This window comes from Microbacterium sp. B19(2022) (assembly GCF_012030385.1).
GTDB classification, from domain to species: Bacteria; Actinomycetota; Actinomycetes; order Actinomycetales; family Microbacteriaceae; genus Microbacterium; species Microbacterium oxydans_B.
Genome location: NZ_JAAUVO010000029.1, coordinates 15,042 through 35,252, shown reverse-complemented (window position 1 = coordinate 35,252; position 20,211 = coordinate 15,042). Strand labels below are relative to the sequence as shown.

21 protein-coding genes are annotated in these 20,211 nt (G+C 70.4%); 15 read left to right on the top strand and 6 right to left on the bottom strand.

From position 1 onward, the window contains the following. The coding region (locus tag HCX50_RS18755; protein WP_205829400.1) for a hypothetical protein at positions 1-368 on the top strand (368 nt) is incomplete at its 5' end. Here the strand turns inward: HCX50_RS18755 and HCX50_RS18750 are convergent. From HCX50_RS18750 to HCX50_RS18740, 3 genes are read right to left on the bottom strand one after another with little or no spacing between them, the layout of a single operon-like run. Beyond that, the gene (locus HCX50_RS18750; RefSeq protein WP_337750215.1) at positions 351-752 is read right to left on the bottom strand and encodes a DUF202 domain-containing protein; all 402 of its coding nucleotides are present in this window, start codon (positions 750-752) and stop codon (positions 351-353) included. The genes HCX50_RS18755 and HCX50_RS18750 overlap by 18 nt on opposite strands. Next, positions 749-1,105, bottom strand: a complete 357-nt coding sequence (locus HCX50_RS18745; protein ID WP_091034463.1) for a YidH family protein — start codon at positions 1,103-1,105, stop codon at positions 749-751. The genes HCX50_RS18750 and HCX50_RS18745 overlap by 4 nt, the downstream gene beginning before the upstream one ends. Positions 1,106-1,154: 49 nt before the next feature. Next, the gene (locus HCX50_RS18740) at positions 1,155-1,805 is read right to left on the bottom strand and encodes an HAD-IA family hydrolase (protein ID WP_167635352.1); all 651 of its coding nucleotides are present in this window, start codon (positions 1,803-1,805) and stop codon (positions 1,155-1,157) included. Between the two features lie 69 nt (positions 1,806-1,874). Here HCX50_RS18740 and HCX50_RS18735 point away from each other — a divergent pair, with 69 nt between their 5' ends. Continuing rightward, a complete protein-coding gene (locus tag HCX50_RS18735; RefSeq protein WP_167635351.1) occupies positions 1,875-3,002 on the top strand; it encodes a DUF998 domain-containing protein in 1,128 nt (375 codons plus the stop codon). A gap of 30 nt (positions 3,003-3,032) precedes the next feature. On the opposite strand, the gene HCX50_RS18730 is transcribed toward HCX50_RS18735, so the two are convergent. Further along, the gene (locus HCX50_RS18730) at positions 3,033-3,890 is read right to left on the bottom strand and encodes a MurR/RpiR family transcriptional regulator (protein WP_091034458.1); all 858 of its coding nucleotides are present in this window, start codon (positions 3,888-3,890) and stop codon (positions 3,033-3,035) included. 132 nt (positions 3,891-4,022) lie between these two features. On the opposite strand from HCX50_RS18730, the gene HCX50_RS18725 reads away from it, so the two are divergent. From HCX50_RS18725 to HCX50_RS18700, 6 genes are all read left to right on the top strand, one after another. Further along, positions 4,023-4,919 carry an N-acetylglucosamine kinase gene (locus tag HCX50_RS18725; RefSeq protein WP_167635350.1) on the top strand — a complete coding sequence of 299 codons (897 nt, stop codon included), beginning with the start codon at positions 4,023-4,025 and terminating at the stop codon, positions 4,917-4,919. Then, on the top strand, positions 4,909-5,844 hold the full coding sequence (murQ, locus tag HCX50_RS18720; protein ID WP_091034452.1) for an N-acetylmuramic acid 6-phosphate etherase: 936 nt from the start codon (positions 4,909-4,911) through the stop codon (positions 5,842-5,844). The genes HCX50_RS18725 and murQ overlap by 11 nt, the downstream gene beginning before the upstream one ends. Positions 5,845-5,886: 42 nt before the next feature. After that, on the top strand, positions 5,887-6,417 hold the full coding sequence (locus tag HCX50_RS18715; RefSeq protein WP_167635349.1) for a hypothetical protein: 531 nt from the start codon (positions 5,887-5,889) through the stop codon (positions 6,415-6,417). 44 nt (positions 6,418-6,461) lie between these two features. Next, complete coding sequence (locus HCX50_RS18710; protein ID WP_091034447.1) at positions 6,462-7,127, top strand: SDR family oxidoreductase; 666 nt, start codon at positions 6,462-6,464, stop codon at positions 7,125-7,127. 150 nt (positions 7,128-7,277) lie between these two features. After that, a complete protein-coding gene (locus HCX50_RS18705; RefSeq protein ID WP_167635348.1) occupies positions 7,278-8,726 on the top strand; it encodes a glyceraldehyde-3-phosphate dehydrogenase in 1,449 nt (482 codons plus the stop codon). Between the two features lie 43 nt (positions 8,727-8,769). Next, positions 8,770-9,816, top strand: a complete 1,047-nt coding sequence (locus tag HCX50_RS18700) for a winged helix DNA-binding domain-containing protein (RefSeq protein ID WP_091034441.1) — start codon at positions 8,770-8,772, stop codon at positions 9,814-9,816. Positions 9,817-9,840: 24 nt separating this feature from the next. Here HCX50_RS18700 and hisC read toward each other — a convergent pair whose 3' ends face one another. Beyond that, entirely contained in the window at positions 9,841-10,950 is a 1,110-nt protein-coding gene (hisC, locus tag HCX50_RS18695; protein ID WP_167635347.1) for a histidinol-phosphate transaminase, read from the bottom strand. 148 nt (positions 10,951-11,098) lie between these two features. Between hisC and HCX50_RS18690 the strand changes: the two genes are divergently transcribed. From HCX50_RS18690 to HCX50_RS18670, 5 genes are read left to right on the top strand one after another with little or no spacing between them, the layout of a single operon-like run. Then, positions 11,099-12,067, top strand: coding sequence for a PDR/VanB family oxidoreductase (locus tag HCX50_RS18690; protein ID WP_337750208.1), 969 nt, complete (start codon positions 11,099-11,101; stop codon positions 12,065-12,067). A 22-nt stretch (positions 12,068-12,089) separates the two neighbouring features. Then, positions 12,090-13,292 (top strand): aromatic ring-hydroxylating dioxygenase subunit alpha, encoded by a 1,203-nt coding sequence (locus HCX50_RS18685; RefSeq protein WP_167635346.1) that lies wholly within the window; start codon positions 12,090-12,092, stop codon positions 13,290-13,292. Between the two features lies 1 nt (position 13,293). Continuing rightward, complete coding sequence (locus HCX50_RS18680; protein ID WP_167635345.1) at positions 13,294-13,830, top strand: hypothetical protein; 537 nt, start codon at positions 13,294-13,296, stop codon at positions 13,828-13,830. Continuing rightward, positions 13,827-15,008, top strand: coding sequence for an amidohydrolase (locus HCX50_RS18675; protein WP_167635344.1), 1,182 nt, complete (start codon positions 13,827-13,829; stop codon positions 15,006-15,008). Before HCX50_RS18680 ends, HCX50_RS18675 begins: the two co-directional genes overlap by 4 nt. Further along, the gene (locus HCX50_RS18670) at positions 15,005-16,186 is read left to right on the top strand and encodes an amidohydrolase (protein WP_167635343.1); all 1,182 of its coding nucleotides are present in this window, start codon (positions 15,005-15,007) and stop codon (positions 16,184-16,186) included. The genes HCX50_RS18675 and HCX50_RS18670 overlap by 4 nt, the downstream gene beginning before the upstream one ends. A 27-nt stretch (positions 16,187-16,213) precedes the next feature. Here HCX50_RS18670 and HCX50_RS20235 read toward each other — a convergent pair whose 3' ends face one another. Next, positions 16,214-16,942 (bottom strand): FCD domain-containing protein, encoded by a 729-nt coding sequence (locus HCX50_RS20235; protein WP_167635342.1) that lies wholly within the window; start codon positions 16,940-16,942, stop codon positions 16,214-16,216. 159 nt (positions 16,943-17,101) lie between these two features. On the opposite strand from HCX50_RS20235, the gene HCX50_RS18660 reads away from it, so the two are divergent. Then, positions 17,102-18,769, top strand: a complete 1,668-nt coding sequence (locus HCX50_RS18660) for a thiamine pyrophosphate-dependent enzyme (RefSeq protein ID WP_167635341.1) — start codon at positions 17,102-17,104, stop codon at positions 18,767-18,769. Position 18,770: 1 nt separating this feature from the next. After that, positions 18,771-20,210: an aldehyde dehydrogenase family protein gene (locus HCX50_RS18655; RefSeq protein ID WP_167635340.1), complete on the top strand. Its 1,440-nt coding sequence runs from the start codon at positions 18,771-18,773 to the stop codon at positions 20,208-20,210. Position 20,211 lies beyond the last annotated feature (1 nt).

Here is a 20,211-nt window from a genome sequence, read left to right as displayed (position 1 = left end):
TGGCACCACCACCGCACCCTCGACACCAGCGGATGGGAGATCCGGATGCGCCACGGCACACCCCACGTCCGCGGACCCGCCTGGTGGGACCCCGCCAGACGCTGGCGCACACCACAACCCGCGACACGACAACCCGCGACACGACAACCCGCGACACCACGACCCGCGACACCACGACCCGCGACACCACGACCCGCGACACCACGACCCGCGACACCCCGGACGGCGACGCCGCGAACAACGACGCCACGGACGACGACGCCGCGAACAACGACGTCGCGACACGACGCACGTTCTGTTCCGCTGCGGGTGTGACACTCGGCGGTGAGTGGGACGAAGCGTCAGGCGACCTAGCGCGCGAGGAGTGACACCGCGACGATGGTGAGGGATACGGCCCCGAAAGCGGTGGCGAGCATCGTCAACGCGAGCAGCATCCCGCCCCCGGGCAGAGCAGCGGTCGAGGGCCCCGGGGCATTCGCGGAGTGCAGCGTGGCCGTCGTCTGCAGCTGTCGGCGCCGAGCCGCCAGCCAGAACGCGCATGCAGCGCCGATGCCGACCACTCCCGGCGCGAGCCCCCACGCCGCGGCGTCGGACGGCAGCAGGAGGGGGAAGATCCGCAGGGAGACGACCGAGCCGATCGCGACGGCGAGCGCAGTTCGCCGCCACGCGAGTTCCGTGCGCTCCGGCTGCAGTCCCGGATCGAACGGACCCGAGACGAGTGACCCCGGGGGGATGCGCCCCTGACCGGTCACCGCCAGAGCACCCCGGCCAGCACCAGCAGGCCCACCACCGTCACGACGACCGCGAGCACGATCGCAGAGAAGGCTCCGGGCAGTGGGCGCGACTGGCGCAGAGCGCGCTCCGCACGCATCCACTCCCACCAGGCGAGGGGCGCGACCGCCGTGCCGGTGATCATCAGCAGCAGTGAGGCTGCGAGACGGAACCCGGCATGCAGATCGAGGCCCAGTACTTCGAGGGCGACGCCACCCGCGATCAGCGCGAGTCCGGTGCGGGTCCAGGCGAGGAATGTGCGCTCGTTCGCCAGGGAGAAACGCGGATCGGGTTCTTCTCCGATGCCGTACACCGAGGCGGGAAAACGTCGCATCGCCTCATCGTAGCGGCGGGGTGCGGCGATCGCGGGGGAGCGGCCTTCGTCAGGAGATCGTGATCTCGAACCCGGTCGCGGTGGGGGTCACGGCCACCTGCGAGAGATCCGCGACCAGGACGGTCGGGTTGTGTGCTGCCGCGTGCTTCCCGACACCGACGACCCGCATGCCGGCCGCGAGACCCGCTTGGATTCCTGCGCCGGAGTCCTCGAACACGACGCAGTCCGCTGGGTCGATCCCCAGCAGACCCGCCGCGCGGACGAACCCCTCGGGATCGGGCTTGGAGGCGGACACGTCTTCGGCGGTCACGCTGTGCTCGGGGACGGTGAGCCCGGCGGCCTGCATCCGTGCGGTCATGAGAGCGACGTTGGCGGACGTGACGATCGCGTGCGGGAACGGCTGCAGCGCTTCGAGCAGCTCGCGTGCGCCCGGGATCTCGATCACCCCGTCGACATCACCCGCCTCCGTGGCGAGCATGATCTCGTTCTCGTGGAGGTTGATGGCATGGTCGCGCTCGGGCAGCATGATCGCCATGCTCTGGTGGCCCTGGCGGCCGTGCACGACGCGGAGCACCGTCTCGGGGTCGATGCCGTGCGGCTCGGCCCAGGCGAGCCAGAGCCGCTCCACGACAGCTGTCGAATCGACGAGGGTCCCGTCCATGTCGAGAAGGACGGCGCGGGCGGCGAGAGTCTGAGGCACCCCTCCAGGCTAGTGCGGGCCGGATCGGATGCCGCCGACTCCTATGATGTGCACCGGGAGGCACGGACGATGAATGCGCTCACGAAGAGAGTCGTGCAGGTGCTGCGGCAGGTGCGGGGTCCGGAGACGGCGGATGCCGTGTTCGAGGCGACTGCGCTGATCGTCGGCGCCGGCTTCCTCGTGATCGGCTTCGTCGTCGCGCTCCCGGTGTTCTGGGGGCATGAGCTGGCGATCAGCGGCAGCGGTTCGATCGGTGTGTTCGCGGCGTTCGGCGGAGCGATCACTGCGGCCATCGCCTTCGCCCTCGGGCGCTTCGCGGTGCGGCCAGAACAGGTGGATCCGGGCGCCGTCCGCGACGGCTTCACCGTGCCGGGAGACCGATTGCGCTGGTACGACCTCGCCGCCATCGCGTTCGCGCACGCCGCGATCGCCTACCTGGGCTGGCTCGGCATCGCGGAGCTTCTCGAACGGAGCTTCACGGATGCGCCGGTGTTCGCCTTCCCCGGCGCGGTACTGGTGGCGGTCGCCTTCGCCCTGACCGGCTACGTCTGCTTTCTCAGCGCGGTGGCCCTCACGCCCATGGTCCTCTCACTCGTACTCGCGGTCTTCCTCGTCGTCGGCGCCTTCGCCAGCATGCTCGCCTCCAGCGATGTGCACTGGTGGCGCGACAACCTGTCGGCGCTGGGGATGAGCAGCAACAGCTCGTCCGTCGCCTTCAACGCGACGCTGATCATCGCCGGGGTCATGGTGACGACCATCTCCCGGTATGCGACGGCCGGCCTCCCCGCCGATGATCCCGCCGACCGTCGCGGACGGTTCGTGGTGCGCGGGGGGCTGATCCTCCTGGGGATCTTCCTCGCCTGCGTCGGGCTGTTCCCCGTCGACGAGTTCTTCCTCCTGCACAACACCGTCGCGACCGGCATGACCGTCGTGTTCGGTGTCGTCGTGGTGGGGCTGCCGTGGCTCCTGCCCAGCATTCCGAAGGTGTTCGTGGGCTTCGGCTGGGCGTTCGTGCTGGTGATCATCCTGTTGGCCGCGTTCTTCGCGGTCGGCTATTACAACCTCACAGCCGTCGAACTCATCGCGGCGGTGCTGATCTTCAGCTGGATCATCGTCTTCCTGCGCACGGCGGGCTCGATCGGAGCAGTGCCGCCCGCCCACGCCGACGAGGTCGGGGAGGCGCTCACCGCAGGCTGACAGGGTCTTCCCGTCGTCTGCGCTGCGTGATCAGTCGCGGAGCTCTTGCATCGCCTCGCGCGTGCGACGCAGAGCGTCCACGGTCTCGTTGAACCTCCGCTTGGCGACCCCGACGAACAGACAATCCACGAGCGTGAGCTGTGCGATGCGACTGACCATCGCGCCCGCGCGGAACGACGACTCCCGCACCTCGGTGAACAGGGCGTGGTCGGCTGCCCGGGCGAGCGGTGAGTCCTTCGCCGAGGTCACCGCGATCGTCGCCGCTCCGTTCCGGCGCGCGGTCTCGAGGAAGCGCACCGTCTCGATCGTGGCGCCGGAGTGCGAGAACCCGATCGCGACCGTCGGTGCCGTCTGCAGCACGGTGGCGGCGACGGCCTCATGCGGGTCGGCGAGCACGTGGGCGTTGCGCCCGACGCGGAGGAGCTTGTGCGCGAGGTCCTCGGCGACGAACTGGCTGGCGCCGATCCCGTAGAGGAGGATGCGGTCGGCGCCGTCGATCGCGGTGATCGCGGCCTCGAGCACGTCGAAGTCGAGCCGGGCGACCGTCTCCTCGATCGCCAGGAGTTCGAGGGCCGCGAGCTTCGACACGGCCTCCTGCAGAGTGTCCGCATCGGAGATCTCCGACCCGAAGGCGCCCCGGGCGGAGAACTGCGCGGCCTCCTTGCCGAGCTCGGTCGCCAGAGCCATCCGCAGCGCGGCGTAGCCGCTGAAACCGATCGCCCGGCAGAAGCGCACCACGGATGCCACCGACGTCCGGCACTCCTGGGCCAGCTCGTTGATCGTCATGTCGATCACGATCGACGGCTGTTCCCGGATCGCCGCCGCGATGCGGGAGAGCGAAGGCGGCAACGTCGAAGCCGCGGCCTCGATGGTCGATTGGATGCTCACGCGGCCCTCCGGTCGTACGGGTTCCGGGATGTCCCGCGAGTGCAGCAGCGGGGTGGTAAATTCTTTCCGGTGATTCTACTTCGTATGTAGTCTCTTTCCATAGCTCTGCGACCGCGTCCGTGAGGAGAACCGATGCACGACCATCCGATCGCCTCCGTCGACCTCGGCAAATCCCGCTGCCGCATCACGATCAGCGGTGACGCCGGACGGAGGGAACGATCCGGCGTCGGAGCCCCCGGTCTCGCGGCAGCCGACGGCGTCAGCGCATCGTTCGACGCGATCATGCCCCTGCTCGAAGGCGTCTCCGGTCTGGAACGGATCGGCGTCGGGGCCGCCGGGGCCTGGCTCGCGCCGGAAGCCGCCCGCGAGCTGGCCGAACGACTCGCCGTCGCGACGGCTGCGCGCACCGTGGTGGCCTCCGATGTGGTCACCGCCCACGCGGGAGCGCTCGACGGCGGAACCGGCGTGCTCCTCATCGCGGGGACCGGCGCCGCCGCCCTCGGCATCGACGGCGACGGCGCACGACTCGTCGACGGCTGGGGTCCCGAACTCGGCGACTTCGGCAGCGGCTCCTGGCTCGGACGCGAGGCGCTGCGCGCGGTGCTGCGTGCCGCGGACGGACTCGCTGCGCAGACCGGCCTCACCGACGCGATCGCGGGTCCGGTGGGCGCCGTGTCCGACATCCAGGAGTGGATCGCCCGGAGTGAGCCGTTGCCACGGCGCCTCGCGACGCTGGCGCCTCTCGTCCTCGACGCGGCGGAGGCCGGTGACGACGTCGCCCTCCAGATCTCGACGGAAGCAGTCCACCTGCTCACCGCCACGGCTGTCGCCGCTTCCTCACTGGCAAGCGACGTCGCACTGCATGGCGGCCTCACCGGCCATGACTGGTTCCGCGTCTCCCTCACCTCCTCGCTGCACGCTGCCGGTCGCCGGGTGATCCCCGCGGTCGGCGATGCCCTCGACGGTGCGCTGCTGATCGCACGCCGCACCGACCTCCCTCACGAAAGGTTCGTCCACCGTGCCGAATGACGACTCGCGTCTCGCCTCCCTCCTCTCCGTGCTCGAAGGCCTCGGCACCGAGGCGTCCACGACCGAGCGCGGGGATCTCGACCTGTTGAGCACGGCCGAGCTCGTGCGTCGGATGAACGCCGAGGACCGTCGGGTCCCCGAGGCGGTCGCCGAACGGGCGGACGAGATCGCGACGGTCGTCGACGCGATCACGGAGCGGTTCCGGCGCGGCGGTCGGCTCATCTACATCGGGGCCGGCACGGCGGGACGCATCGGCGTGCTCGATGCCAGCGAATGCCCGCCCACCTTCGGCACGGATCCGTCGATGGTGGTCGGGCTGATCGCCGGCGGAGAGATCGCGATCCGCTCCGCCGTGGAGAACGCGGAGGACGACGCGGAGGCGGCAGGCGAGTCCCTCCGCGAACTCGGACTCTCCGCCGACGACACGGTGGTCGGCATCTCGGCCTCCGGACGCACGCCCTATGTCGTCGGCGGGCTGAACTACGCCCGCAGCGTCGGCGCGTTCACGGCGGCGATCGCCTCGAACGCGGACTCCGAGATCGGGGCCGCGGCCGAAGTCGCCATCGAGGTCGTGACCGGGCCGGAGTTCATCTCCGGGTCGACGCGACTCAAGGCCGGCACCGCGCAGAAGCTCGTCGTGAACATGCTCACGACCCTGTCGATGATCAAGCTCGGCAAGACCTACCGCGGGGTGATGGTGGACCTCCTCGCCACGAACGAGAAGCTCCACGCCCGTTCCGTCCGCACCGTGTCGCAGCTCGCGGGCGTCGACATCGACGTCGCGGCCGCCGCGCTGCAGGGGGCTGACGGCTCGGTGAAGCGCGCGCTGCTGATGCTGGCGGTCGATGCCACTCCGCAAGACGCGGCGGCTGCGCTCGACGAGGCCGACGGGGTGCTCCGCGACGCGATCGCCGCTCTCGCCTGACTCGGAGGAGCCGTGCGGTCAACCGCTCAATAGGATGCGGGTGTGGATGATCTCGTGCCGGCGGCGCCCTGGCTGCTGACGGCGGCGGCGGTCATCGCGGCGGCGACGTCCTTCGCTGCGAGACGAGCGGTTCCGTGGCAGGGTCGCCAGGTGGTCCTGGTGATGGCTGCGGCGATGCTGGTGACGGCGATCACGGACGGTGCGCCGACGGTGGGACTCGTGCTCGGGGCTGTGCTGCTTCTGTCGGCCATGCTCGGCACCGTGGGTGTCCGCGGCACGAGGGACGCTGCCGGGTGCTTCCGCCGAGCTCTCGTCGCGCTGCTCCTCGCCGTCTGCTCGTTCGAGAGCGTGGCGACGGGTACGGCGCCTGATCCGGGAGCGCACGGGGGACACGGCGGGCTCTCGGGGCTGATGGCGGTGCTCGTGGTCGCCGGGGTGATCGGCGTCGTGCTGTGGAACGTCATCGAATCCTGGATCGTCGAGCCCGTGCATCACGGTCGCGTCGCGCGGTTCGTGATGATCGAGTCGTGGGCGCTCGCGGCCGGTACCGTCGTGATGTGCCTCGGCACATGAGTGTGCCCGCGGACCCGCGGGAGTCGGTCCGGTAGCGTGGCCGGATGCCCCTCGCCCTGATCACCGGCGCCGCCCGCGCGAACAGCATCGCCGCCGGCATCGTTCCGCGCCTGCGCGCGGCCGGCTGGACCGTCGTGACCAGCGACCTCCGCGACGCCGACCACCCCGCCGACCTGTCGACCCCGGATGGGCCCGAAGCTCTGGTCGCCGAGGTCGTGGCGGCGCACGGTCCGATCTCCGCGCTCATCCTCAGCCATGCCCACGACGTGCAATCCGGCATCCTCGACACCACGGCCGAGAGCTTCGACCTGCACGTCGCTGTGAACGCACGGGCGAGCCTGCTGCTGATCGCGGCATTCGCGCGGCAGGTCGGCGATGACGGGGGAGTGATCCTCGCCCTCACCAGCGACCACGTGACGGGAAATCTGCCGTACGGCGCTTCCAAGGGCGCTCTCGACCGGCTGGTCATCTCGGCAGCCCGCGAGTTGGGGCCGCGCGGGATCTCGGCGAACGTGCTGAACCCCGGGCCCATCGACACCGGCTGGATGGACGACGAGACGCGCACGGGACTGGCCGGGATGACGCCGCTCGGGCGGCTCGGGCAGCCCGCCGACGTGGCCGCGGTGGTGGAGTTCCTCGTGTCGGACGAGGGCCGCTGGATCTCGGGACAACTGCTCAAGTCGGACGGGGCGTTCTCGGCGCAGTACTGACCAGGCGCGCTCTGACCGACTCCGGTCGATGCGCGCGCCGCCGATTCGGCTCGTCAACTCGCGGCTTGTACTCTGGTGGCATCCCCCGATCCACCCGGCACACTCGCGCGCCGGCGATCTCGGCGCGCGCTCACACATGCAAGGATGCAGATGAACGATTCCGCGGCACACCGCGACGACTGGGCTGAGAGCGAAGAACTGGCGGAGCGGATGATCCCGCTCATCGGGGCGCTTCGACGCGAACACGATGTGGTCACCTCGCTGCACGGGCACCGACTGCTCGGACTCTCGGCGACGGGACTGGTCGAGGTGCACGAGCGCGTCGCCCAGCTCGGACACGAGCGGCTCCCGATCGAAGACACCCTCGCCGTACTGGAGGCGATCCACGCCCTCGCCCCCGGCGCCTCCTCCCTCGACGTCGCGCGCCTGGTCGCCGGGCACGCCGAGAGCGACCAGTCGCTGGAAAACTACCTCGCCGAGGAGCTCGCACCCGCCAGGGGAGCCGTCGCCGCCGAGCCCACCGACGTGGTGCTGTACGGCTTCGGCCGCATCGGGCGCCTCCTCGCCCGCATCCTCATCGCCCACACCGGCGGCGGCAGCGGACTGCGGCTGCGCGCCATCGTCGTCCGCCGCGGGGCGGAGAACGACCTTGCCAAGCGCGCCTCGCTGCTGCTGCGCGATTCGGTGCATGGCCGCTTCGCCGGCTCCGTCACCGTCGACGAGGAGGCCGAGCAGATCATCGCGAACGGCACCCGCATCCAGGTGATCTACTCCGACGACCCGGCATCCATCGACTACACCGCCCACGGCATCCACGACGCGATCGTCGTCGACAACACCGGCCGCTGGCGCGACGAGGAGGGCCTCTCCCAGCACCTGCGCTCGACGGGCGTCGCCCGCGTGCTGCTCACCGCGCCGGGGAAGAGCCCGCTCAAGAACATCGTGCACGGCATCAACGACGAGACGATCGCCGACTCCGACCGCATCCTCTCGGCGGCATCCTGCACCACGAACGCCATCACGCCCGTCCTCGCTGCGATCGACGAGGCCTACGGCGTCGTCAAGGGTCACGTCGAGACGGTGCACTCGTTCACGAACGACCAGAACCTGATCGACAACTTCCACAAGGGCGACCGACGAGGCCGCTCGGCGGTGCTCAACATGGTCATCACCGAGACCGGAGCCGCGAAGGCCGTCGCCAAGGCACTCCCGCAGTTGGAGGGCAAGCTCACCGGCAGCTCGATCCGCGTGCCCACGCCCGACGTGTCGCTCGCGGTGCTGCACCTGACGATCGAGCGCCCGGCCACCAAGGAGCAGGTCAACGACTACCTGCGTCGTGTCTCGCTGCACTCGAAGCTGCGCCAGCAGATCGACTACGTCGAGAGCCCCGACGTCGTCTCCACGGACTTCGTCGGCTCGCACCGCGCCGGCATCGTCGACGGTCTCGCCACGATCGCCGACGAGGACACCCTGATCCTCTACGTCTGGTACGACAACGAGTTCGGCTACTCGTGCCAGGTGATCCGCGTGCTCGAGGTCATGGCGGGCTCGCACCCGATCGTGCTGCCCGAGCGCCGCGAGGTGACGCTGCAGGGCTGAGGCTCCTCTGCGCCGCGTCGGTGGTGCCCGGCATGATGGGGGCATGAAGACCGCGACCCTGCTCGCCGAGCGCCTCCGATCACACCGTCTGAGCGCGCCGACGCGCACGGTGGCGGATGCGGCGCATCACATGCTCGCGGTGCAGAGTCAGGACTTCACCGCGGGTCGCTGGGCCCTCGCCGCGCGCACCCGCGGGCCGGTGCGTCTGCGCGATGTCGACCGTGCCTTCGACCGCGGCGACCTCGTGCGGGCGTGGACCATGCGCGGCACGCTGCACACGGTGCCGGCGCGGGACCTGGGGTGGATGCTCGAGGTCACCGCCGGCCGACAGCGACAGCAGGCGGCCTCCCGACATCGCGACCTGGGAATCGACGACGACATGGTCGCGACGGCGGCGCGAGCGCTCACGCCGCAGCTGCGCGACGGCGGCCGCACACGCGCCGAGATGTTCGAGATCCTCGAGGGCGTCGGCATCGACCCCACGGGGCAGCGCGGCATCCATCTGCTCTTCACCCTCACGATCGACGGCCTCATCTGTCAGGGACCCGTCGTCGCGCGGACGGGCATCACCCGAGACCAGCGGTTCGTGCTGGTCGACGAGCACATCCGCGAGCACACGCGCCCGGCCGACCCGCTCGCCGAGCTGTTCGTGCGGTACATCGACGGACACGGACCGGCGGGCGTCGCCGACTTCGCCTGGTGGTCGGGACTCACGCTCGGGCAGTCACGCGAGGCGGTCGAGCGTGCGGCCGGACGGGTCGACGAGGTCGACGAGGGGCTGTTCGTATCGCTTCACCGTCCGCGGCGCGCGACCGGCGCGGCGACGGTCCACGCCCTCGGTGCCTTCGACGAGTACTACATCTCCTACGCCGACCGCGCGACCGTGTGCGCGCCCGAGCACCTCGCGATCGTCGGTCCGGGCAAGAACGGCATGGTGCGCGCCACGCTGGTTGAGCAGGGACGCGTCATCGGATGCTGGACGCACGCGAGCGCGACCCGCGACCTGCCGCCGGAGCTGTTCGTGGAGCCCGCCGAGCCGGCAGCCGTGGAGGCCGCGCTGGCGCGATTCGCCCACTTCGCCGGCGACTGAGCGCGTCGCCGGCGAAGAAAGCGGTCACCGAGAGGCGAGCACGGCCTCCGCGGGGGCGGCGAGTGCGGCGATCTCGGGAGCCAGCGCGATGAGGCGCTCGTTGGCCTCGGGCTCGGCGACGGTCGCCCGGAGCCCCTCGCCCGGGAACGGTCGCACGAGCAGGCCGTGACGTTCCAACAGCTCGGCGGCAGCGGAGGTGGCATCACCGAGGGGAAGCCAGACGAAGTTGCCCTTGCTCTCGGGCAGCGTCAGACCGGCGGAGGTGAAGGCGGCGACGACGCGCTCCCGTTCGACGACGAGCTCGGCGACCCTGGCCTCGAGCTCGTCCTCGGCGGCGAGGGAGGCGATCGCGGCGGTCTGCGCCAGATCGGTCACGCCGAACGGGATCGCGACCTTGCGCAGCGCGATGCCGAGCTGCTCGGGGGCGATCGCGTAGCCGATGCGCATGCCGGCCAGGCCGTAGGCCTTCGAGAAGGTGTGCGCGACGGCGACGTTCGGGTAGCGGCGGAAGTACTCGATGCCGACGGGGGAGTCGTCGCGGTCGTTGAACTGCACGTACGCCTCGTCGATCACGACGACGATGTGCGACGGGACCTGGGCGAGGAACCGGTCGAGCTCGGCGTCGCCGATCGTGGTCCCGGTCGGGTTGTTGGGGTTGCACACCAGGATCAGGCGCGTGCGGTCGGTGATGGCCGCCCGCATCGCATCGAGGTCGTGCCGGTGGTCGTCCGTGAGGGGAACCATAACGGGCACGGCTCCGGCCGCGCGAGCGAGCATCGGATACGCCTCGAAGGACCGCCAGGCGAACAGGATCTCATCGCCCTCACCGGCCGTCGCGCGCATCAGCTGCGAGACGACCTCGACGGATCCGCTGCCGAGCACGACGTTCGCCGCCTCGACGCCGAACCGCTCGCACAGCACCGCGGTGAGGGCGGTCGCCGCGGTCTCGGGGTAGCGGTTGATGTGCGCGAGCCGGTCGGCGATGGCCGCGGTCACCGACGGGAGCGGGGGATAGGGGTTCTCGTTCGACGACACCTTGAACACCGGTCCGGTGGTCTCCGCCTGCGACGCGGCCTTCCCCGGGGTGTATCCGGGGATCGCGTTCAGGTCCTCCCGCAGTCTCAGCTCCGACATCCGTTCCGCCTCTCTCATCATCCGCTCGTGCGGCACCCGTCCGTCCGTTTGACAGTGCCGGGCATCATCCATACTATCGCAATTGAATATATCGAATGTGGTCAATTCGGTCGATGAAGGCCGGAACGACGGAAGGAGCGGAGCGACGGTGCCCCAGTCTGCGGTGGATTCCCCGGAAGCGTCCCTCGCCCTGCGCGTGCGGGCGATGCGGTGGGAGGCGCGGGACGTGCTGTCCCTCGAACTCGACGACCCGACGGGCGCGCCCCTGCCCGCGTGGGAGCCCGGCGCGCACATCGACCTCCGCTTCGCGAACGGAGTGGAGCGCCAGTATTCGCTGTGCTCCGCCCCCGACGATCGCACTGCCTGGCGCGTCGCGATCCTCGCCGAGAGCCCGAGTCGCGGCGGGTCCCGCTACGTGCACCAGACCCTCCGGGTCGGCGAACTCGTGACCGTCTCCGCCCCCATCAACCACTTCGCGCTCGCCCCCGCATCGGAGTACGTGTTCGTCGCGGGCGGCATCGGCATCACGCCGATCCTGCCGATGCTGGCCGAGGCCGTCCGCCGAGGGATCCCGTGGCGCCTGGCGTACCTCGGCTCGACGGAGGAGCGAATGGCGTTCCTCCGCCACCCCCAGCTGGCCGGGGGCGAGACGCTCCTGGTCCGTGGCGACGCCGACGAGCGACTCGACCTCGCCGCCTGGATCGGCGTCCCCTCCGCCGGGACCGCCGTGTACGCGTGCGGCCCCGAACGCATGCTGGATGCCCTCGAAGCGCTCAGCCTCGACTGGCCGCACGGCGCCTTGCATCTCGAGCGCTTCCAGCCGAAGACGTTCGGCGAGTCGCAGGGTGCCGACACCTTCGAGGTCGTGGCGACCAGGTCCGACCTCGTCGTCACTGTCGACCGCGGCTGCAGCATCCTCGAGATGCTCGAGAACGCCGGGATCGGGGTGCCGAGTTCCTGTCTCGAGGGTGTCTGCGGCACCTGCGAGACGGCCGTGATCGACGGCGCCCCCGAGCACCGGGACTCGATCCTCACCCCCGACGAGCGCGAGAGCAACGAGACGATGATGATCTGCGTGTCCCGCTCTCTCGGCGAGCGTCTCGTCCTCGACATCTGACCCCCGCACGAACGGAGCGAACATGGACACCGGAACCGCATACGGCCTACGCCTCGGGCAGCCACTCAACGAGCTCGCCCAGGTCGGCCCCGGCACCCCCTACGGCGAGGTGCTTCGCCGCTACTGGCACCCGGTCGCGAAGGTCGAGGATGCGACGACGCGCCCGATCTCGCTGCAGGTGCTGGGCGAGGAGCTCGTGCTCTTCCGCACCCGCAAGGGCAAGGCCGGCCTGCTGCACCCGCGCTGCATCCACCGCGGCGCCTCACTGTTCTACGGCGGCGTCGAAGAGGAGGGCATCCGCTGCTGCTACCACGGGTGGGTGTTCGACACCGAGGGGCACTGCCTCGAGCAGCCGTGCGAGCCCGAACTGGGCCTGCACCGCGACCGCGTGCGTCAGCCCTGGTATCCGGTCGAGGAGCAGTACGGCCTGATCTGGGCATACCTGGGCCCGCCCGAGAAGAAGCCCGTGCTTCCGCGCTACGACACCCTCGAGGAGCTCGCCGACGACGAGCAGCTGATCGTCAACGACCAGGGCGTGGGCGGCGGCGGGCCAGCTCAGCTCGACTTCAACTGGCTGCAGCACTGGGAGAACGTGATGGACCCGTTCCACGTGCCGATCCTGCACGCGCGCTTCAGTGGCAACCAGTTCACGCCCGAGATGGCGCTCATCCCCGAGGTCAGCTACGAGTACACGCCGCTCGGCGTGCGCAGCATCCAGATGCGCGAGCTCGGCGACGGTCGTCAGCTGCGCCGCGTCACCGAGGTCATCTTCCCGAACCTGCGGGTCGTCGCCAGCCCGAAGCTCAGCTCGGGACAGACGAACATGATCGGCTGGGTCGTGCCGATGGACGACACGAACTTCCGCATCTTCACCGTGGCGCGTGACGCCGACCCCGACTTTCTCGCGAAGCTCCGCTCCACCCACGAGGGCAAGCCGTGGAAGGAGCTCACCGACCTCGAGCATCAGCGCCTCCCCGGTGACTACGAGGCGCAGAAGTCGCAGGGTGCCATCTCGCTGCACTCCGAGGATCACCTCACGACCACCGATCAGGGCATCGCGATGATCCGGCGGATGATGGCCAAGCAGCACCGCGCGGTCGCCGCCGGCGGCGACCCGGTGGGCGTGAGCTTCGACGAGGCGGAGCGGCTGGTGCGCATCGAGGGCGGCAACTACTTCGAGGGCGCGGCAGACGCGCCGCTGCTCGCCGACGCGGTGGACGACTGACATGGCGAAGTACACGGCGCGACCGCCGCGCGGAGACCGCCCGGTCCTCGTGCTGGGGATCAGCGACGTGTTCGTGATCGAGGGCGAGCCCTCGGTCCCGGTGAGCATGCACCACCTCTCCGCCTGGGGCCGGTGGGTTCGCGACGTCGCCATCCCGGATTCGGCGGCCTGGCGCCTGCACGAGCTGGCCGAGCACTTCGACATCGTCTGGGCATCGGAGTGGGGACACAACGCGCACACGGCGTTCCGCGGGCCGCTCGAGTTGCCGGAGGAGCCCTGGCCCTTCCTGCCCGTGCAGTTCGACAAGCTCGCGCACATCCGCCGCTATGCCGACGGTCTGCCGTGGGTCTGGGTCGACGATCCTCTGGTGGATCTCAGCGGGGAGCCGCCGGAGTGCGAGGACGGGATCGTCGTGCGGGTCGACCCCGCGGCCGGCATCCTCAGCCTCGACCTCGAGGATCTGCTGACACGGACGCGCGCGCTCGTCGAGCGGCGCGCGGGAGAGAACACGATGAACACCAGCGAGGAGCGACGATGAGCGCAGACGTCGCGATCATCGGCGGACGCGTGGTCACCGGCCTCGGCGAGGAGCTCGACGACGGCACGGTGCTCGTGTCGGGCGGCCGCATCGAGGCGGTCGGTGTCAGGATCTCCGTGCCGGACGGTGCGCGGGTGATCGATGCCACGGGGTGCTGGGTCCTGCCCGGACTCATCGATCCGCACAGCCACATCGGCGTGCACGAGGAGGCGAACGGCCCCGCGGGCTTCGACGGCAGCGAGGTGTCGTCGCCCGTGACCGCTGGGGTGCGGGCGATCGATGCGATCAACATCGAGGACATGGCGTTCGCCGATGCGTTGGCGGGCGGCATCACAGCTGTGGTCGTGAAGCCGGGGTCGGGGAATCCGATCGGCGGGCAGAGTGTGGCGATCAAGACCGCCGGCGGACGCTCGGTCGACGAGCAGGTGATCCGTGCGGCGCTCGGCATGAAATCGGCGCTCGGCGAGAACCCGAAGCAGGTCTACGGGGAGCGCAAGCAGCTGCCGTCGACCCGCCTCGGCATCGCGCTCGTCATCCGGCAGGCGCTCCTGGACGCGCGCGACTACGCCGACCGACGCGATCGCGCCCGCGCCGAGGGTGCACCGTTCGCGGTCGACCTGGGAAAGCAGGCGCTCAGCGAGGCCCTCGACGGCACGCTCTCGTGGGAGCAGCACGCGCATCGGCACGACGACATCGCGACGGCGCTGCGCATCGCCGAGGAGTTCGGGCTGCGCCTCGTGCTCAACCACGGAACCGAGGCCCACAAGCTCGCCGACGTGCTCGCGGAGCGCGATGTGCCCGTCATCTTCGGCCCCATCCTGTCGAGCCGATCCAAGGTCGAGGTGCGCGAGGCCGATCCGGCGAACCTCGCGACCCTCGCCGCGGCGGGAGTGCGCGTCGCCCTGACCACCGATCATCCGGTGGTTCCCATCGGACTCCTCGCCCTGCAGGCCGCCGTCGCCGTACGCGCCGGCCTTCCCCGCGAGACCGCCATCGCCGCCATGACCTCGGCCGCGGCCGACATCGCCGGCATCGGCGACCGCGTCGGTGCGCTGGAGGTCGGCCGTGACGCGGATGTGGTTCTGTGGACCGGAGACCCGCTCGGCGTCGCCTCGACCGTGCGGGAGGTGCTCATCGACGGACGGACCGTCTACACCGCGACGAAGGAGAACCCGTGACGCTGCGCGAAGATGCCGCCCACCTGCTGCCCGAGCTGGTGGATCTGCGGCGCCGCCTGCACCGCATCCCCGAGGTCGGTTTCGACCTGCCGCAGACGCAGGCCGTCGTGCTCGCGGAACTCGCCGGCCTCGGCCTCGAGATCACGACCGGCAGTGACCTGGGCTCGGTCACCGCGGTGCTGCGCGGGGCGGCGGACGGCCCGTCGGTGCTGCTGCGTGGCGATATGGATGCGCTGGCAATCGTCGAGGAGACCGGGCTGGAGTACGCGTCCGTGAACGGCGCCATGCACGCGTGCGGTCATGACCTCCATGTGGCCGGACTCGTCGGCGCCGCCCGGCTGCTCGCGGCACGGCGGGAGAGCATCGCGGGGTCCGTCGTCTTCATGTTCCAGCCGGGCGAGGAGGCCGGCGGAGGTGCGCCGCTGATGATCCGCGACGGCGTGCTCGACGCGGCCGGCGCGAGGGTCGAAGCGGCCTACGGCATCCATGTCGGTCCGGGGGAGCGCGGCACGTTCCAACTCAAGCCGGGCACGATAATGGCCGGTGCGAACGTGCTGAAGGTCACCGTGCACGGTCGGGGCGGCCACGGCTCCCGCCCGCATCAGGCGGTCGACCCGGTGCCCGCGGTCGCCGAGATCGTGCTGGCGCTGCAGAGCTGGGTCACCCGGCGCGTCGACGTGTTCGACCCTGTGGTGCTCTCGGTGACGAAGCTGTTCGCGAGCGAGGTCGTGAACGTGATCCCCGAGCAGGCCGGGCTGGCCGCGACGCTGCGCACGTTGTCCGAGGCCTCGATCGCACAGGCCCAGGCGGAACTTCCGCCCCTCGTCGAGCGCATCGCGGCCGCGCACGGGTGCACGGCCGATGTCGAGGTGATCATCGGCTATCCGGTGACCGTCAACACGGCCCCGGAGACCGCGGCGGCGACGGCGGTGCTGCGCGAGGAGTTCGGCGACGAGCGGGTAGAAGAGCTCGCCGTGCCGTGGATGGCCTCGGAGGACTTCTCGTTCGTGCTCCGCGAGGTTCCCGGGACGTTCCTGTTCCTCTGTGCCACGCCGCCGCACGTCGATCCGGACGACATCCCGATGAACCATTCACCGCACGCGGTCTTCGACGATGCGGTGCTCGGCGATCAGGCCGCGGCGCTGGCCGCGCTCGCTCTCCGGCACGTGTCCCGCTAGGCGCGGTTCCGGTGAGGTGCCCGGCCGTCAGCGCCCGAGCGTGCGGTGGTCCAGCACGGCCTTGCGCCCGGCCTCGACGTCGCTGCTGCGGATCGCCTCGATGAGCGCCTCGTGGATGTGCAGACGCTCGTCCGTGTCCTGGCGGAATCCGGGGACGGCCAGTGCGTCCTCATCGGCCGCGCCGGCGGTCTCGCCCTCGATGTAGTCGACGAGGTTCAGGTAGAACGTCCGCAGCACCGCGTTCGGCGAGATCTCGGCGATGCGGCGATGCAGCCGCCAGTTGCCGTGCAGCCCCTCGATCGGGTCGTGCCAGTGGTCGGCGAGGTCGGACATGACCGCGTCGAGGTCGGCGATGTCCGCGTCGGTGCGGTTCAGGACGGCATCGTGCATGACCGCCTCGTCGAGGGCATCGAGCACCTTGATCACATCGTTGACCGGAGCGCCGGTCTGGCGCAGGCGGAGCACGCTGTGGGCGAGACGGATGAGCGGCGACTGGTCGGCGACGAAGATGCCGCCTCCCGGGCCCGGGCGCAGGTCGACGGAGCCGCGGGCGCGCAGCACGCGCAGTGCCTCGCCGAGTGTGGCCGGCGCGACGCCGAACTGCTCGCACAGGTCCTGGCGCGTGCCGATGCGGTGGCCGGGGGTGAGGCCCTCGGACTTGATCATCCCTTCGACCTCGGTCACGACGCGGTCGGCGACGGACTGTGCGGGCGCGACACGCTGGAAGGTGCGCGCGTCATCCTGGGTGCTGGCCACGGGAGTCCTTCGGTCGGGGCAGTGTTGTGCAGCGGATCTCTCACATCCTAGAGACGCCTCGCCGCCGGGGAGCGGCGACTCAGGGCGATTCTCCTATTTGCAGTAATTGAATGTATCTAATACAGTCAATCACGCAATGCTGCTCACGAGAGGAAACAGATGACCGACCACACCGGTGGCGATCTGCTCGCAGACTCCCTCATCAACCAGGGAGTCTCACGGATCTTCGGTATTCCGGGCGTTCAGCTCGATGCCGCCGCAGACGCCCTCCATGCCCGCGCCGACCAGGTCGACTTCATCTGCGCCCGCAACGAGCAGGCGACGACCTACATGGCCGACGGGTATGCGCGCAGCACCGGAGACGTCGGTGTCGCCATGGTCGTTCCCGGCCCGGGAGTGCTCAACGCCCTCTCCGGTGTGGCGACGGGCTACTCCGCGAACTCGCCGATGCTGCTCATCGCCGGACAGATCGATTCGAAGGCCATCGGCCGCGGACTCGGCGCCCTGCATGAGATCCCCGACCAGACGGGCATCCTCGAACGGCTCACCAAGTGGACCGGCATCGCCCGCTCCGCCGACGAGATCCCCGGACTCGTGCGCGAGGCCTTCGTGCAGCTGCGCAGCGGCCGCCCGCGTCCCGTCGCGATCGAGGTGCCGCCGGACGTGCTCGCCGCCACCTCGCGCATGGCGGCGGCCGAGATGGTCGCCGACGCCCCGCTCGTTCCCGACGAGCAGCAGATCCGCGACGCGGCGGCCCGGCTCCTCGCCGCCCGGCGGCCGATGATCGTCGTCGGCGGCGGAGTGCTCGCCTCGAACGCGTCCGTCGCGCTGCAGGCGCTCGCCGAGGCACTGGAGATTCCCGTGCTGATGACCGAGAACGGCCGGGGAGCGCTCGACGCCCGGCACCGCCTCGCCTTCGACGCGCTCGCGCTCCGTGCCTTCCGTGAAGACGCCGATCTCGTACTGGCGGTCGGAACCCGCTTCGTCTCCACCTTCGGAACCCAGGTCGACACCCATGGTGCGCCGGTGATTCTCGTGAACGCGGAAGAGGCGGACCTCGGCGGCCCGCGCGCCGCCGTGCAGACCCTCCACGCCGACGCCCGGCTGGCGCTCGCCGCGCTCGCCGCCGAGGTGGGCTCCCCGCAGCGCGATTCCCGCGAGAGCGAGTTCGTCCGCGTCCGCTCCTGGCTCGCCGAGCAGTTCGACGACATCGCCCCGCAGCGCGAGTACCTCGCCGCGATCCGCGGTGCGCTGCCCGAGGACGGCGTCTTCGTGAGCGAGTTCACCCAGGTCGGCTACGCGGCCAGTGCCTGCTACCCCGCGTATCAGCCGCGGACCTACATCGGCCCCGGCTACCAGGGCACGCTGGGCTACGGCTTCGCGACGGCTCTGGGCGTGAAGGCCGCGGATCCGAGCCGCTCCGTGGTCTCGGTCAACGGCGACGGCGGATTCTCCTGGACGCTGCAGGAGCTGTCGACGGCGACGCGCTACGGCCTCGGGCTGGTGACGATCGTCTTCCACGACGGCTTCTACGGCAACGTGCGCCGCATCCAGAAGAACCGCTACGGCGCGCGCTACTTCGCCAGCGACCTGACGAACCCCGACTACGGCAAGCTCGCCGACGCGTACGGCATCCGCTCCGCGCGGGCGTACACGCCGCAGGAACTGGCGGGTGTGCTCGCCGATGCGGTCCCCGCGAACGAGCCGATCCTCATCGACGTGCCGGTGGGGGAGTTCCCCTCGCCGTGGCACCTCATCCATGAGGGCGTCCCGCGTCCCGTTCCGCTCGCGCCCGACGCGCACCTCGTGCAGCGGGCAGGGGTCTGACATGACCATCGGGCACGACATCGCAGGCATCAGGGAAGATGTCGATGGCCTCAGGGCGATCGATGTCGTCAGCCCGGCCGACGGCACCGTGATCGGTACCGTCGTCGCAGGCGGCCCCGCGGACGTCGATCGCGCGGTGGCTGCGGCCGCGGACGCGTTCGGCAGCTGGTCCACGACGCCGATGGCGCAGCGGATCGCTTACGTAGAGGCGCTCGCCGAGGGGTTGGCGCGCCACCGTGAGCTTCTCGCCGCGACCCTCAGCGCCGAGATGGGCTCGCCGATCGCGTTCGCGCGTTCCGCTCAGGTCGGGGTAGCGATCGCCGACCTGAACATGCTCGCCGATGCTGCCCGCGCGCACGTCGAGCGGGAGGCGGTGTCGAACTCCCTCGTCGTCTCGGAGCCGGTCGGCGTCGTCGCCGCGATCACCCCGTGGAACTTCCCGCTGCACCAGATCGTGCTCAAGGTCGGCGCCGCCCTTCTCGCGGGCTGCACGGTGGTGCTCAAGCCCAGCGAGGTCGCCCCTCTCAATGCCGCGATCATCGGGGACATCCTCCGCGAGATCGGATTGCCGGCCGGTGTCGTGAACATCGTGCACGGCGACGGCGCAGGCGTCGGCTCGCCCCTCGTCGCCCACCCGGGCGTCGACATGGTCACCTTCACCGGCTCACGCCAGGTGGGGGAGCAGGTGGCTCGCGCCGCGGCGGCGACCATCAAGAAGGTCGCCCTCGAGCTGGGTGGCAAGTCCGCCGCGATCGTGCTCGACGACGCACCGCTCGAGGAATCGGTGCGCGGAGTGCTCGCCTCGTGCTTCGCGAACGCCGGCCAGACCTGCGCCGCGCAGACCCGCGTCCTGGTACCGGAGAGCATGCGCGATGCCTGGCAGAACGCCGCGCTCGAGGTCGCCGCGGGCTGGGCCCCCGGCGATCCGCGCGAGGAGGGGACGGCGACCGGACCCCTGGCCTCCGCGCTGCAGCGCGATCGCGTCCGCGCGCACATCGCCACGGCGATCGACGAGGGTGCGCAGGTGCTGACCGGCGGTCTCGATATCGTCGAACCGACGGCAGGCGGCGCCTACGTGCAGCCCACGATCTTCACCGATGTGACGCCGGACATGCGGATCTTCCACGAGGAGGTCTTCGGTCCGGTGCTCACGATCACCCCCTACGGCACGGTCGATGAGGCTGTCGACCTGGCCAACGACAGCGTCTACGGACTGTCGGGCGGCGTGTGGTCGAGCGACCCTCGACGCGCCCTCGACATCGCTCTGCGCATGCGCACCGGGACCGTCGGCATCAACGGCGCAGGCCTCGATGTCGGTGCACCCTTCGGCGGATACAAGCAGTCGGGCGTCGGCCGGGAGTGCGGTGTCCACGGGTTCGAGGAGTTCCTCGAGCTCAAGTCGGTGATGGGCGCCGCTGCCCTCATCGACGATCGCTCGTGAA

Coding starts and splice junctions, on each gene's coding strand:
- HCX50_RS18745 (WP_091034463.1), bottom strand. CDS start 1,105: ATGCGACGTTTTCCCGCCTCGGTGTACGGCATCGGAGAAGAACCCGAT.
- HCX50_RS18735 (WP_167635351.1), top strand. CDS start 1,875: ATGAATGCGCTCACGAAGAGAGTCGTGCAGGTGCTGCGGCAGGTGCGG.
- HCX50_RS18725 (WP_167635350.1), top strand. CDS start 4,023: ATGCACGACCATCCGATCGCCTCCGTCGACCTCGGCAAATCCCGCTGC.
- HCX50_RS18710 (WP_091034447.1), top strand. CDS start 6,462: ATGCCCCTCGCCCTGATCACCGGCGCCGCCCGCGCGAACAGCATCGCC.
- HCX50_RS18705 (WP_167635348.1), top strand. CDS start 7,278: ATGAACGATTCCGCGGCACACCGCGACGACTGGGCTGAGAGCGAAGAA.
- HCX50_RS18700 (WP_091034441.1), top strand. CDS start 8,770: ATGAAGACCGCGACCCTGCTCGCCGAGCGCCTCCGATCACACCGTCTG.
- hisC (WP_167635347.1), bottom strand. CDS start 10,950: ATGTCGGAGCTGAGACTGCGGGAGGACCTGAACGCGATCCCCGGATAC.
- HCX50_RS18685 (WP_167635346.1), top strand. CDS start 12,090: ATGGACACCGGAACCGCATACGGCCTACGCCTCGGGCAGCCACTCAAC.
- HCX50_RS18680 (WP_167635345.1), top strand. CDS start 13,294: ATGGCGAAGTACACGGCGCGACCGCCGCGCGGAGACCGCCCGGTCCTC.
- HCX50_RS18675 (WP_167635344.1), top strand. CDS start 13,827: ATGAGCGCAGACGTCGCGATCATCGGCGGACGCGTGGTCACCGGCCTC.
- HCX50_RS18660 (WP_167635341.1), top strand. CDS start 17,102: ATGACCGACCACACCGGTGGCGATCTGCTCGCAGACTCCCTCATCAAC.
- HCX50_RS18655 (WP_167635340.1), top strand. CDS start 18,771: ATGACCATCGGGCACGACATCGCAGGCATCAGGGAAGATGTCGATGGC.